Below are 13,365 nucleotides of genomic sequence, written 5' to 3'. Positions count from 1 at the left end.
CTCAGGTGGTGACGGGAGTTCGTGCGGCGCGATCGATCAAGTACTCGACCAGGTGGGTCAGCACCGCCTTGGCCGAGGGCCGATCGCGCGCGTCGCACAGGATCACCGGCGTGTTCGGATCCAGGTCCAGGGCATCGCGCACCTCGTCGACCGTGTAGCGCGGCGCGCCGTCGAAGCAGTTCACCGCGATCAGGAACGGCAAGCCGCGCCGCTCGAAGAAGTCCACCGCCGCGAACGAATTGCTCAATCGCCGGGTGTCGGCCAGCACGATCGCGCCGAGGGCGCCACGGCACAGCTCGTCCCACAGGAACCAGAAGCGGTCCTGTCCGGGCGTGCCGAACAGGTACAGCACCAGATCCCGGTCGATGGTGATGCGGCCGAAGTCCAGCGCGACGGTGGTCGTGTGCTTCTGCTCCACCCCCGACAGGTCGTCGACACCGGTGCTGACCTCGGTGATCAGCTCTTCGGTCCGCAGCGGCGCGATCTCGCTGATCGCGCCGACCATGGTGGTCTTGCCGACGCCGAAGCCGCCGGCGATGAGGATTTTGACCGAGGCGGCCATGTGCTGGTCGCCTGCGGACATCGGGTCAAAGTTTTCGGATGCCATCCAGAACCGCTCGCAATATGTTGAGGTCACCGGCACCGGCCTCGGCCGCTACCGGAGCCCGGAAGATGAGGTGGCCCTCGGCGATGAGATCACCGACGAGGATCTTGGTTACCGCCAGAGGCAGTTTCAGCACGGCCGAGACCTCGGCCACCGACTGCGGACGCTTGCACAACTGTGCGATCGTCGCGTACTCGGGTTCTGGTTTGCGCAGGGTGGGGGCGGGGTATACCGCCACCACCACTGTGAGCATGTCCAGGTCGTGCGCCGCGCCCATGGTGCGGCCGCGGGTCACCGCGTACGGCCTGACCAGGGGTCCGGCCGCGTCGTCGAACCACGGATCGCCGAGTCGAGTCATTGTCGAGACTTTCTATAGCTGCGCATGCCCGTGCCGCGGCTCCGTAGACAGATAGCTGCCGACCCGCTGCACGGTGAGATTCATTTCGTAGGCGACCATGCCGAGATTGGCCGATTCGTTGGCTTGCAGTGCCAGACAAGCGTTGTCACCGGCCGAGGTCACGAAGAGCACGGCCCGATCGAGCTCGATCACCGCTTGGCGCACGCCGCCGCCGTCGAACCGGCTGCCCGCGCTGCGGGCGAGACCGTAGAGGGTCGAGGACATGGCGGCGAAGTGTTCGGCGTCTTCACGCTTCATCTGCGAGGAGCGTCCGAGCAGCAGTCCGTCGGTGGACAGCACGACCGCGTAGCGGACCCCTGCCAGCCGGTCGACGAGATCGTCGAGTAGCCAGTTGAGATCACCGGGGGAAGAGTTCACCTCAGCCTTCCTGTTCGTCCTGGTTCGATGTGGTCTGTTGTTTGCGACCCTGGCGGGTGCCGTTCTCGATCGCGGACATGATGTCGCGCGCCTGTTCTGCGGAGCGGGGGCGCTCGGGTGCGCGCGGCGCCTCGGCGGCGGGCTCGGCGAGCTCGGGCGCCAGATTGGTCTGTCTGCTGCGACGCGGCAGCGCGGGTCGTTCGTCGGAGCCGGTGTCGTAGCGCGGGGTCTGCGCGGGGGGCGCCTCGGGGGCCGGTGCCATCGGGCGCGGGGTCGGCGGGTCGGCGACCAGGGTCGCGACCGGCGCGGGCGCGGATTCGAGAGCGGCGATCGGTCCCGAATCCTGCGGTGCGGGCAGCCCACGACGCAGCGGGCCGGTCATCGTGGGCGGCGTGCCCGCGAGGTCGGCCTCACCTGCCAGCAACTGCTGGGGGATCAGCACGATGGCGCGGATGCCGCCGTAATCGGATTCGCTCAGCCGCACCGACACACCGTGCGCGAGGGCCAGCCGGGCGACCACGAACAGGCCCAGGCGCGAGTCCGAGGACAGCGTGCCGACACCGAAATCCGGCGGATCGGCCAGCATGGTGTTGTAGCGGACCAGGTCGTCGGCGCTCATGCCCATGCCCTGATCGGTGATCTCGACGACCACGCCCTTGCCGACGACATTGCCGCTCGCCTCGACCCGCGACTGCGGCGGGGAGAACGCGGTGGCGTTGTCGACGAGCTCGGCGAGCAGGTGCACGAGGTCGGCCACGACGGTGCCGACGACGCTGACCTCGGGCAGCTTGGTGACCCGCACGCGCGCGTAGTCGAGCGTTTCGCCGATGGCGCTGCGCACCACGTCCATCACCGGCACGGGCTGACGCCACTGCCGTCCCGGGCGGCCGCCGCCGAGAATGATCAGGTTCTCGGCGTTGCGACGTTCACGGGTGGCCAGGTGATCGAGCCGGAACAGCGTCTCGAGCAGTGCCGGATCCTCTTGGCGGCGTTCGGCTTCGTCGAGGATCTCGAGCTGGCGGTGCACCACGATCTGGCTGCGGTGGGCGATGTTGAGGAACACCGCGCGCACGCCCTCGCGAGTACGGGCCTCGTCGACCGCGGCACCGATCGCCGCGGCGGCGGCGTGTTCGAAGGCCTTGGCGACCTGACCGATCTCGTCGTGCCCGAAGTCCAGGGTGGGCGCGGTGTCGGCCGGGTCGACCTCGCCACCGTCGCGCAGGGTACGCATGGTGGCGGGCAGCTGCTCGTCGGCGAGTTGCAGTGTCGCGGTACGCAGCCGGCGCAGCCGGCGAATGATCCGGTTCGCCAGGACGATCGCGATGAGGAAGACGAGCGCACTGAGCGCGAGCACGCCGCCGCCCGCCAGCGCGGCATTGGTCTCGGCCTTGCGCGAGGAATCCTCGGCAAGCTTCTGCACATGGTCGTTGTAGCTGGTGTAGGAGTCGAGCAGGCTCCGGTTGACCTCGGCCGCGGCGTTCTGCCATTCGGGAATCGGCATCGGCAGTGCGACGGGGGTGGGAGCCTTGCTGGTCGAGGTACTCGCCTGGGCGGCCGCCGACACCGCGAAACGCTGCACGAGAGCGGATTCCATCGCGCTCAGCCGCTGCCAGTGCCCGGTGGCCGTCAACGCGACGACGGCGCCGCGCTCGGGTTCGTCGAGTCCGGCGGCCAGGTTGGCGATTTCGCCGTGGTAGAGGCCGCTCTGGTTGGTGAACTCGTCGAGCGGGATGGTCGAGGCACCGTCCGAGGCCACCATCGCGGCGGCGACCGCGTTGCTGCGCGACATCGCCTCGGCGGCACCGAGCAAGCGAAGCCCCTCGGACACACCGGTCGCGACGACCGCGTCGGGTGCCGCGCGCTCGGCGACCTTGGTGCCCTGGATGATCACGTTGAGCAGCGAGTTGTAGAACAGGTAGGCGTCCGCGATCGGCAGCATCCGGGCGTCGGCGCCCTTGCGCACGCCGTCCAGATGCGTGCCTAGAGTGGCGAAGCCGGCCTTGTCGTTGCCGATGTTGGAGTCATCGATCGCGCGCAGGTTCTCACCGGCGGCGATCAGGCCGCGAAAGGCGCCGTCCATGCGCGTGCGCGCGGCGGCCAGGCCGAGTGCGGCGGTCTCGTCGCCCGCGATGTGGGCCAGGGTCAGGTGGCGCTCGGATTGGACCGCCTCGATCAGCTCACGGGCCGGTACGGCGGCATCCTGCAACTGCACGGCCCACGACTTGGCCTTGTTGCTCTGCTCGACCAGGTAGCCCGCCGTACCGACGCCGACCACCACCAGAGTCAAACTCGGGATGAGAGCAATCGCCAGAATCCGGGTGCGCACACCGAGTCTCGCTAAGAACATCGCCATAACGTAACGGAATCGTTGCACTGTTGTCGCCTGTGTCTCGCTGAGCGAGACGCGATTTGGTTTGCGCGGGAACACATTTGCTATATGGGGGTGAAAATGAAAAAACGGCGAGCTCACCCCGCCGGCTGAGCCGCGATGGCCCAGTCGGCGGGGGCTCGCCGCGACCTGGCAGCGCCGGGAAAGATGCTGCCAGGTCAGGTTTTCGGCGGGCGCCGCTACAGTGTGCGGTCGGCGCCCGTGCGTGGTGGCGGCCCGGCCGCCAGTGCCGCGTGCTCCGCCTCGGTCAGCAGCCTGGCGCGCAACACGAATCGCATGCCCTGGCCTGCCTCGAGCGAATCCTCGGCAGCCTCACCGCGCGTCACATCGACGGTGAGGTGGGTATCTTTCCAGCATTCGAATTGTGCCGCGCTGATCCAGAATTCGGTGTGCCAGCTGAGCCGGCCGAGCAGGATGTCGGCCTTCTCGATCGGGAACTGCTTGGCCGACAGGCACACCGGTGCGGCGTCGTCGTCGCAGCCCTCGCCGGCCTGGCGGAACAGCACCGGGCCGTTGTCCTCGATGAGGCGGCGGAGCAGGGTCTGAGCGCGCTCGGTGATCTCCACACGGTGGATTCGATTCTGCATCAGAACATCCCGAGTTTCGTCGTCGAATAACTGACCAGCAGGTTCTTGGTCTGCTGGTAGTGCCCGAGCATCATCGCGTGGTTCTCCCTGCCGAACCCCGACTTCTTGTAGCCGCCGAACGCGGCATGGGCGGGGTAGGCGTGGTAGCAGTTGGTCCAGACCCGGCCTGCCTTGATGCCGCGGCCGAGTCGGTGGGCGGTGTTCATGTCGCGGGTCCACACGCCCGCACCGAGACCGTAGAGGGTGTCGTTGGCGATGCGGATCGCTTCGTCGACGGTATCGAAGCGGGTGACCGCGACGACCGGGCCGAAGATCTCCTCCTGGAAGATCCGCATCGTATTGTCACCGGAGAAGACCGTGGGTTCGATGTAGTACCCACCCGGTAGACCGTCGACCTTGCGTGCTTCCCCTCCAGTGAGCACACGGGCGCCTTCGGCTCTGCCGATGTCGAAATAGGACAGAATCTTCTCGTACTGGTCGTTGCCGGCCTGTGCGCCGATCATCGTCTCGGTGTCGAGCGGATGACCGGACACGATGGCCTCGGTGCGGGCGATGGCGCGGGCGAGGAACTCGTCGTAGATCGACGAGTGGATCAGCGCCCGCGACGGGCACGTGCACACCTCGCCCTGGTTCAGGGCGAACATGACGAACCCCTCGACGGCCTTGTCGAGGTAATCGTCGTCGTCGGCCAGCACATCGGGCAGGAAGATGTTGGGGCTCTTGCCGCCGAGTTCGAGAGTGACCGGAATGATGTTCTCGCTGGCGTACTGCATGATCAACCGCCCGGTGGTGGTCTCGCCGGTGAAGGCGAGCTTGGCCACCCGTGGGCTCTGTGCCAGCGGTTTGCCCGCCTCGACACCGAAACCGTTGACCACGTTGAGAACTCCGTCGGGTAACAGATCCGCGATGAGTTCGACGACGAGCAGCAGCGACGCCGGTGTCTGTTCGGCCGGTTTGATGACCACGCAGTTGCCCGCCGCCAGCGCGGGTGCGAGTTTCCAGGCGGCCATCAGGATCGGGAAGTTCCACGGAATGATCTGGCCGACCACGCCGAGCGGTTCGTGGAAGTGATAGGCGACCGTGTCGGCGTCGATCTGGGACAGCGAGCCCTCTTGGGCGCGAAGCACACCCGCGAAGTACCGGAAGTGATCGATGGCCAGCGGGAGGTCCGCCGCCAGGGTTTCGCGCACCGGTTTGCCGTTGTCCCAGGTCTCGGCCACGGCCAGCGGTTCGAGACTGTTCTCGATCCGGTCGGCGATCTTGAGCAGGATGTCGGCCCGCTCGGTGACCGAGGTCGCGGCCCATCGCTCGGTGGCGCGGTGTGCCGCCTCGAGCGCCATGTCGATGTCGGCGGCGCTGGAACGGGCCACCGCGCAGAAGATCTCACCGTCGACCGGTGAGGTGTTGTCGAAATAACGGCCTTCGACAGGGGGCGACCAGTCACCTCCGATGAAGTTGTCGTATCGGGCGGCATAGCTGACTATGCCGGTATCCGATCCGGGTTTGCCGTAGATCATTCGCCTCGCTCCTCGCGACCTCTGCGTGGTGCCCCACACTATGGTCGGCGAAGGTTGGTACGAGGTTGGTGACGGCGTCTGCGCAGGTCAGCCCTGGCGTGCGGTGAAAAGCCGGGCCGTCACGACGGCGCGGCGGACATCATCGCGAGGCAGTAGCCGCAGGGCGTGCTCGTGCACGGCGACATCGCCGGGGCAGCGCTGCCCGAACGCGACCGCGTGCTCGGGCCGGTCGCTGCCCAGCACGGCGTTGCGAATGCCGACATCGAGGTGGGCGCGCCACTGTTCGACGCCGGGCAGATCCGATCCGGGCAGCAGTGGTCCGCGATACAGCCACAGCGCCGAGGTGAGGTCGCCGCCCTCGATGGCGGCCAGTAGGTCCACCGCGTCGCAGGACACCTGGCCGGTGAGCATGTAGCGCCGGTTGGTGATCTCGCCGCGGGTGGCGCGGCGCAGGTGCGACACATCGGCTTTGAGCGTGTTCAGCGACACCGGCCGCTCACCGTAGACCGCGGCGTGCAATTGCTCGGGGGTGTAGCCGTCGGGCTCGAGCGCCAGCAGCGCGAGGATCTCGAGTTGGCGCGGCGGCAGCGGCACCGGCCTGCCGTCGCGCAAAAGCCGTGCGGCGCCGAGGCATTCGAGCCGAACACCCGGTGCCGGGGTGGGCGCCTCGGCGCGCAGCATGGTCTCCACGGCGGTGACCAATGCGCGGACCGAGGTCATCACCATCGGATGCGAACGTTCCCACGTCGAGGACAGATCGAGCACGCCCACCGTGCGGCCGTCGGGGCCGTGGATCGGCGCGGAGTAGCAGACCCAGCCGTGCAGCGCGGCGACGAGATGCTCGGCGGAGAACACGGTGACGGCCCTGTCGTCGTGCAGGGCCAGAGATAACCCGTTGGTGCCCATGTGGCTTTCGTCCCAGACCCCGCCCGGCGCGAAGTTCACCGCTTCCCCTTGGCGGCGCAGCGTGCGATCGCCCGCGGTCCACAAGATGGTGCCCGATTCGTCACTGACGACGGCGAGATAGCCCGACTCCTCGGCCATTCCGCGCAGCTGGCCCGCGAGTTCGGTGACCGGTCTGCGCAGCGGGGATTCCGACCAGCGGTCACTGATGTCGTTGAATCCGGGAGCGACTTCGGTGGCGGGGTCGACGGTGTGCAGGGAGCGCTGCCAGGATTTGGCGACATCGTTGCGCACGGCCCCGGTGTCGCGGGGCAGGGTCAGCGGGCGCGAGGGTGCGGCCAGGCGGTTCCACTGCTTCTCGAGTTCGACCCGGTAGTCCGAGAGTCGTTCGGGCCGGTGCGGTCCGGCGATCGGGTCGTCGTGGGCGCCTGGTGCCCTGCCCAGTTCCTCGCCCACGTTCACTCCCTGCTCGTCGGTGACGCACCGTTCCAGCGACGAGAACGGGTGTGGCGCTTACTGTCTATCAGCTGTGCCACCGCCGTGGGAACGTTTGTGCCCAGGACGACCGGTCACCGGTCGCCGGGCTGTCGCGTTGCCTTGACGCCGGTGACTATTTGTTCAGGAAGATCCCGGCGATATCGGCGTTCTTGATCGGGGTGTCGACATTGCGCTGAGTCGCGCACAGCAGATCGACCTGCACGATCATCGAGTCGACCACGGTGCCCGCCGGTTCGTTGTCGTTGCCGGTCTGCTGCTTGATCGCCTTGGTGATGGTGATCCGCTTGGTGTTCGCGTCCTGGTTGACGTAGTCGCGACAGCTCGTGTCACCGCCCTGGTTGAGCACTCGCTCGACCTCGGTGCATCCGGTGGCCAGTGCCGCCAGCACCGCGACGCCCACCGCGACGGCGCCGGTTCGGGTGTTGGCGTGCATGATTCCTCCTGGAATGGTTCGCTGCGCGCGGTCGCGCGTCGACGCCAGCTTATGCGGTGGTGCTCAGGCGCGGTGGATTCGCAGGGGAACCCGCAGCTCGGCGGCGGTGAGCGAGCCGTGGTGGCCGATCATCATCGATTGCAGCGGTTCGGCGCCCGACCGTACGACACCGCCGTCGCCGCTCGCGATCACGACGAGATCGCCGATGCGCGCGGCGGCGTCGCGGGTGACGACCGGGCCGAACCAGCCTGCCTCGATCGCCTCGTCTCGGGTGCGCACCAGGAATCCGCTCCCGAGAACGCCGCGCCAGGTGTCGGCGACCGCGGCGGGGTTGTCGGTGTAGACGTGGCGGGCGCGTGGTTCACCGCCGAGTGCCGCGACATCGTCCGACAGGTGCGGGTGGGTGTCGAAGTCGACGCGCTCGCGCAGTTCGATCATGCCGTGATCGGCGGTGACGATCAGCGCCGAGCGAGCGGGCAGGCGCGCGGCGATCTCGGCGGCGATCCGGTCGACATTGGCGAGTTCGAACCGCCATGCGCGGCTGGCGGGCCCGCGAGCGTGGCCGGTGGTGTCGAGTTCCGAATGATAGGTGTAGACCAGGGTTTTCGGTGCCGAGGTGAGGGCGTTGAGTACTCCGTCGACGAGATCGCCGACCGAGTAGGCGGTGCGGAATTCGCCGCCGCGCCAGCCGGCCGAGGTCAGGCCGGAACCGTCCTGGTAGCTCGGTGCGACCTGTACCGCCGCGATGCCCGCCTCGGTGGCGCGCTCGAAGACGGTGCGATGCGGCTGGATCCGGTCTGGTGGGAGCGTGGCGCGTGCGTCGGCCTTCGGTCCGTCGCCCATGAGTTGCCACCTGAGCGAGTTGAACAGGCGTTCCTCGCCGGGCAGGCGCATGCAGTAGCCGACGATGCCGTGCTCGCCGGCGGGCAGGCCGGTGCCGAGGGTGGTCAGACTCGTCGCCGTGGTGCTCGGGAACCCGGCGTCGATGCTCGCCTCGGGCAGGCTCGTCAGGAACGGCGCCGCAGCGGATTCGGCCGCCAGGGCTTGTGCGCCGAGTCCGTCCACGAGTAATACGCAGACCCGGTCGACATCGAGATCGAGGCCGAGTCGGTCGGTGTCGCCGGGGACACCGAGGCAGCTCAGTACCGACGGGAGGAGATCGGCGAGTGTGGCTGTGCCGTAACGTGGGGTGAGAAGAAGATCGTCGGTCACGCCTGTCCTGTTTCGAATCGGCTGATCAGCCCGTCGCGCAGGACGAACTGCCAGGTGGTGCGCATCGAACCCCACCGGCTGTTGGTGTAGTCGGCGGTGAGGGCGAGGCCGTCGTCGGAGTCGACCGTGTCCACGACCAGATGTCCGTTGCTGCTGAAGATCTCGGCCTCGGTCCACTGGGCGAGATTGCGTTCGACACCGTCATCGGACATCGTCGCGTCCTCGGTGAGCACACCGTAGAACTGGTCGGTGTCCTGCGCGTTGAGCGCGTCGACGAACGCTTCGACCACGGGATCGAGTTTCGCGGTGCCGGACATCGGGCCTCCTGCTCGAAGCGGGTACGCACGGACAAAGACGGTGTTACTCACTCTAGGTGAGTGCACGTGCCGGGTCGGAGGAATTTGGGCGGCGCGTCAGGCGGTCGCCGATCCCGGCGCGATCAGCGCGGTGAAGGTGCGCATGATCGTGTCGACGAGTTCGGGGGCGTGCGTGCCCATCTGTTCACTGCGCTTCTCGAGATGTCCGTCGAGCCACAGCGATGCCAGCCCGTGTGCCAGTCCCCACCAGGCCACGGCCAGGGTCTCGGCGCGATCGGCGGGCAGCGCCCCGACGGCGACACAGTCGGCGACCGTCCGGACCAGGACGTCGAAGGCGGCGTCGCCGGCGGCGTGGGCGTCGGGGTGCTTTTCCGGCTGGGACAGTTCGGGCCGGAACATGAGCCGGAACTGGGCCGGGTGTTCGCGGGAGAACCGCACGTAGGCATCGCCGAGTTCGGTGAGGGCAGCCAGCGGGTCGGTGGTCGTGGCCCTGGCGGCGGTCAGATAGGCCGCCAACTGCTGGAAGCCGTCGATCGACAGGGCGGAGAGCAGCGCGGCGCGGTCGGCGAAATGGTGATAGGGCGCGCCGCTGCTGACCCCGGCCTCCCTGGCGACCCGGCGCAGGCTCACCGCGGCCAGGCCCTCGCTCTCGATCAGGCGCAGGCAGGCGTCCATCAGCGTGGCGCGCAGGTCGCCGTGGTGGTAACTGGTGCGCTTCACCCTCCGAGCGTATGCGAGACCCCTGTCGGAATTGGCACTGGACAGGAAATCTATGCAGTGTTTAGATTAATTGAGCATCGCTTAGATGCGCGCTCCACCGAATCGACGGAATGGATGACCACCATGACCACCCGGGTACTCGTCACCGGCGCGACAGGTTTCGTCGCCGGCCACTGCATCGCCGAACTCCTCGACCACGGCTATGCCGTCCGCGCCACCGTGCGCGACCTCGCCGCGCACGCCACCCGCGCCCACCTGACCGAACTCGCCCGCCGCACCGGGGGCGAGCTGGAATTCGTCGCCGCCTCCCTCGACGACGACGCGGGCTGGGCCGCGGCGGTCACCGGCTGCGACACCGTGCTGCACGTCGCCTCGCCGTTCCCCGCGGCACCGCCGGAGGACGAGCAGGACCTCATCGAGCCCGCGGTGCAGGGCACCCTGCGCGTGTTGCGCGCCGCAGCGGCCGCCGGTGTCCGCCGCGTCGTGCTGACCTCCTCGGTCGCCGCCGTCGCCTACGGCCACGACACCGACGAGGTACGAACCGAGGACGACTGGTCGGTGGTCGAGCGCATCCCCGCGTATCAGAAGAGCAAGACCCTCGCCGAGCGCGCGGCCTGGGACTTCGTCGAATCCCTGCCCGCCGCCTCGGATCTGGAACTGGTGGTGGTCAATCCCGGCATTATCCTGGGCCCGCTGCTCGAAGCCAGGACCAGTACCTCCCACGAGCCGGTCCGCCGACTGCTGGCCCGCGCCGTCCCCGGTTCGGTGAAAACCGGCTGGACCCCCGTCGACGTGCGCGACCTCGCCGTGGCGCACCGGCTGGCGATGGAAGTTCCCGAGGCCGCGGGCAATCGGTACATCTGCGCGGCCGATCCGCTCTGGATGGGGGAGCTGGCCGGCCTGCTGGCCCGCGACTACGCCGCCGAGGGCTTCCGTGTCCCCACCCGGGTCCTGCCGAACTGGGTGATCCGCGTGGTCGCCGTCTTCGACAAAGGTGTGCGCCTGACCGTGCCGGTGCTGGGCCGCACCGAACACGTCAGCGCCGACAAGGCCCGCCGCGAACTGGGCTGGACCATGCGCCCGATCGAGGACACCGTGCGCGACACCGCCGACAGCCTGATCGCGTTCGGCATCGTCACCGCTCCCGGACGGCCCGCGAAGTCATCGCGTGCTGTTGTCGGAACCCGTTGAGCGGGAAGGAAAGACGATGTTGATCACCGCGCTCGTCCTCACTCTGCTCGGCGTCGTCCGCCGCAAGTTCCGCGGGCGCGCGGACGGCGAGCCCACCGGGCGTCCGGCCCTCGGGAGCCGGCTGGAGCGGGCAGGTGTCGCTGTGCGGCGCGGCGCGTCCCGGTTGGTGCGAGAACCGGCCCCGGCGTTGTCGGCGGTGGTCGCCGTCCTCGGGCTCGTTGTCGTCGGTACGCACCTGGCCTGTTCGGGTCAGGTCTGACGTCAACGCCATTCTTGGCGTTGCAGATCCAGGATCACCGGACGCATCAATGTCGAGACCTCGGGGTCGACCGCTCGGCGGTCCGGTGGGAAGACGGTGGCCGCGGTGAGGGTGGTCTCGTCCAGGGAACGCAGGGGCCCGGGGCTGCGCAGGGACGGCGTCGGCGCCGCGCCCGCCGACGCCAGCACGAAGCCCCAGTCGCCGAAGCTCGGGACGTCCACGTGATACGGGGTGGTGTGCAGACCCGCCGAGCGCACGGTGGCGTCGATGGTCCAGAAGGAGCGCGGGGCGAAGAAGGGCGAGCCCGATTGGACGACCATGCGGGCGCCGGGGGCCAGCACGTTGGCGGTCATCGCGTAGAACTCCTGCGAGTACAGCTTGGCCACCGAGGTCTGGTCGGGGTCCGGCAGATCGACGATCACCGCGTCGAAAAGCCCTGGGGCACTGCGTAACCAGGTGAACGCGTCGGCCTCGACCACGGTGACGCGTCGATCGTCGAACGCGCGGCGGTTGAGATCGGTGAGCCGGTCGTCGGTGCGGGCCAGCTCGATCATCGCCGGATCGAGTTCGACCAGGGTCACCTCGGCGATGTCGCGATAGCGCAGGATCTCGCGCAGCGCGAGGCCGTCGCCGCCGCCCAGCACCAGCACCGAACGGTGCGGGCCCGCCAGCACCGGGTGCACCAGCGCCTCGTGATAGCGGTATTCGTCGACCGAGGAGAACTGGAGTCCGCCGTTGAGATAGAGCCGGGTATCGGTGGTGGCGAACGGGGAGAACGATTCGGTGAGCACGATCTGCTGATAGGGCGTGCGTGTCTGCCACACGATCGGGTGGGCGAACAGCGCCTGCTGCGCGGTCGCCTCGAAACGGTCGGCGTAGAGGTAACTACCGGTCAGCCCGCAGGCCACCACGACGGTCGCGGCGATCAGGGTGTGGCGGGCGCCGCGCGTCATCTTGTCGCGAAAGAAGAAGAACGCCAACGCGAGTCCGGCGATCGCGTTCACTACCCCGACCACCAGGCTGCCGCGGATCTGCCCGAACACCGGCAGCAGCAGGAACGGAAACGCCAGGCCACCCAGCAGCGCACCCACGTAGTCGGCCGCGAACAGGTCGGCGACCGCGCTGCTGGCCTCCTGCTCGCGGATGTCCTGGAGCAACTCCATCAGCAACGGAATCTCCGCACCGACGAGCATCCCGATCACCGCCGCCGCCAGCACCAGCGTGCCGGTGTAGATATTGAGCCACGCGTAACTGGCGTACAGGGCAGCCACGGAGAGCCCGCCGACGACGGCCAATGCCAGTTCCACGGCCACGAAAGCCGCGGCGGCACGCGACCGGAGCGGTTTCGCCAGCAGCGCGCCGACACCCATCGAGCAGACCATCACGCTCAACGTGATCGACGCCTGCGCGGCGGTGTCACCGATCAGATAGCTGCCCAGGGTGACCAGCGACAGCTCGTACACCAAACCACATGCCGCGCAGACGAACACGGTCGCCAGCAGTGCCGCCCTGGCCAGGCGGTGCCGGGGCATCAGGTCAGGCCCGCGGCCACCACCAGCGCCACCGCGACATGCGCCGACGCCGTGACCCACACCGCCGGATGCGGTTCGGCGTCGGCGACGACGGCCCGGAAGTCGCCGGGGGTGAGCGCGTCGAGCAGCACGAACGCCACCGCCATCGCGGCCAGCCCGATCACTCCGTAGATCGCGCTGGACAGCAGCGCCTCGGCGATCTTGCCTTCCGAGGTCCAGATGGCCACGGCCACGATGATCCCGACCCCGAACAGGTTCGAGGCGAGCAGGATCGCGGCATTGCGGTTGCGTTCGATCCAGATCTGGGCGCGCAGGTCGCCCGGGGTGAGCAGGTCGACGACGCCGAAACCGACGGCCATCAACACGATTCCCACCGCGGAATAGGCGAGCGCGGCGCCCGCGTCCGCCGCCAGGTCGGCGAGCATGAG

15 protein-coding genes are annotated in these 13,365 nt (G+C 68.4%); 2 read left to right on the top strand and 13 right to left on the bottom strand.

What is annotated here, in order from left to right; translation table 11 throughout:
- Position 1: 1 nt before the first annotated feature.
- The 11 genes from ACFQ9R_RS01695 to ACFQ9R_RS01645 all read right to left on the bottom strand — a co-directional run bounded on the left by ACFQ9R_RS01695 (position 2) and on the right by ACFQ9R_RS01645 (position 9,955).
- The gene (locus tag ACFQ9R_RS01695) at positions 2-607 is read right to left on the bottom strand and encodes an ATP/GTP-binding protein (RefSeq protein ID WP_101467406.1); all 606 of its coding nucleotides are present in this window, start codon (positions 605-607) and stop codon (positions 2-4) included.
- Entirely contained in the window at positions 588-962 is a 375-nt protein-coding gene (locus tag ACFQ9R_RS01690) for a DUF742 domain-containing protein (RefSeq protein ID WP_378987845.1), read from the bottom strand. The genes ACFQ9R_RS01695 and ACFQ9R_RS01690 overlap by 20 nt, the downstream gene beginning before the upstream one ends.
- Before the next feature lie 12 nt (positions 963-974).
- Positions 975-1,379, bottom strand: a complete 405-nt coding sequence (locus ACFQ9R_RS01685) for a roadblock/LC7 domain-containing protein (protein WP_067453425.1) — start codon at positions 1,377-1,379, stop codon at positions 975-977.
- A 1-nt stretch (position 1,380) separates the two neighbouring features.
- On the bottom strand, positions 1,381-3,726 hold the full coding sequence (locus tag ACFQ9R_RS01680; protein ID WP_378987840.1) for a nitrate- and nitrite sensing domain-containing protein: 2,346 nt from the start codon (positions 3,724-3,726) through the stop codon (positions 1,381-1,383).
- 221 nt (positions 3,727-3,947) lie between these two features.
- Positions 3,948-4,355 (bottom strand): DUF779 domain-containing protein, encoded by a 408-nt coding sequence (locus tag ACFQ9R_RS01675; RefSeq protein ID WP_378987837.1) that lies wholly within the window; start codon positions 4,353-4,355, stop codon positions 3,948-3,950.
- The gene (locus ACFQ9R_RS01670) at positions 4,355-5,872 is read right to left on the bottom strand and encodes an aldehyde dehydrogenase family protein (protein WP_378987835.1); all 1,518 of its coding nucleotides are present in this window, start codon (positions 5,870-5,872) and stop codon (positions 4,355-4,357) included. Before ACFQ9R_RS01670 ends, ACFQ9R_RS01675 begins: the two co-directional genes overlap by 1 nt.
- 87 nt (positions 5,873-5,959) lie before the next feature.
- Positions 5,960-7,231 (bottom strand): transcriptional regulator, encoded by a 1,272-nt coding sequence (locus tag ACFQ9R_RS01665; protein WP_378987832.1) that lies wholly within the window; start codon positions 7,229-7,231, stop codon positions 5,960-5,962.
- 154 nt (positions 7,232-7,385) lie between these two features.
- Positions 7,386-7,706, bottom strand: coding sequence for a hypothetical protein (locus ACFQ9R_RS01660; RefSeq protein WP_378987829.1), 321 nt, complete (start codon positions 7,704-7,706; stop codon positions 7,386-7,388).
- A gap of 63 nt (positions 7,707-7,769) precedes the next feature.
- Entirely contained in the window at positions 7,770-8,918 is a 1,149-nt protein-coding gene (locus tag ACFQ9R_RS01655; protein ID WP_378987826.1) for an alkaline phosphatase family protein, read from the bottom strand.
- Positions 8,915-9,235, bottom strand: a complete 321-nt coding sequence (locus ACFQ9R_RS01650) for a nuclear transport factor 2 family protein (RefSeq protein ID WP_301900910.1) — start codon at positions 9,233-9,235, stop codon at positions 8,915-8,917. The genes ACFQ9R_RS01655 and ACFQ9R_RS01650 overlap by 4 nt, the downstream gene beginning before the upstream one ends.
- A 96-nt stretch (positions 9,236-9,331) precedes the next feature.
- Entirely contained in the window at positions 9,332-9,955 is a 624-nt protein-coding gene (locus ACFQ9R_RS01645; protein ID WP_378987823.1) for a TetR/AcrR family transcriptional regulator, read from the bottom strand.
- A 114-nt stretch (positions 9,956-10,069) separates the two neighbouring features.
- Between ACFQ9R_RS01645 and ACFQ9R_RS01640 the strand changes: the two genes are divergently transcribed.
- Both ACFQ9R_RS01640 and ACFQ9R_RS01635 read left to right on the top strand, forming a co-directional pair.
- Positions 10,070-11,146: an NAD-dependent epimerase/dehydratase family protein gene (locus ACFQ9R_RS01640; protein WP_378987821.1), complete on the top strand. Its 1,077-nt coding sequence runs from the start codon at positions 10,070-10,072 to the stop codon at positions 11,144-11,146.
- Between the two features lie 16 nt (positions 11,147-11,162).
- Positions 11,163-11,405 (top strand): hypothetical protein, encoded by a 243-nt coding sequence (locus ACFQ9R_RS01635; RefSeq protein ID WP_378987818.1) that lies wholly within the window; start codon positions 11,163-11,165, stop codon positions 11,403-11,405.
- A 2-nt stretch (positions 11,406-11,407) separates the two neighbouring features.
- Here the strand turns inward: ACFQ9R_RS01635 and ACFQ9R_RS01630 are convergent, their stop codons facing one another.
- Positions 11,408-12,937, bottom strand: coding sequence for a polyamine aminopropyltransferase (locus ACFQ9R_RS01630; protein ID WP_378987814.1), 1,530 nt, complete (start codon positions 12,935-12,937; stop codon positions 11,408-11,410).
- On the bottom strand, positions 12,937-13,362 hold the full coding sequence (locus ACFQ9R_RS01625) for a DUF350 domain-containing protein (RefSeq protein ID WP_378914280.1): 426 nt from the start codon (positions 13,360-13,362) through the stop codon (positions 12,937-12,939). Before ACFQ9R_RS01625 ends, ACFQ9R_RS01630 begins: the two co-directional genes overlap by 1 nt.
- Positions 13,363-13,365 lie beyond the last annotated feature (3 nt).

Source organism: Nocardia sp. NPDC056541 (assembly GCF_042794235.1).
Lineage (GTDB): Bacteria > Actinomycetota > Actinomycetes > Mycobacteriales > Mycobacteriaceae > Nocardia.
The sequence above is the reverse complement of the archived record's forward strand: the minus strand, read 5'-3'. Positions and strand labels throughout refer to the sequence as shown.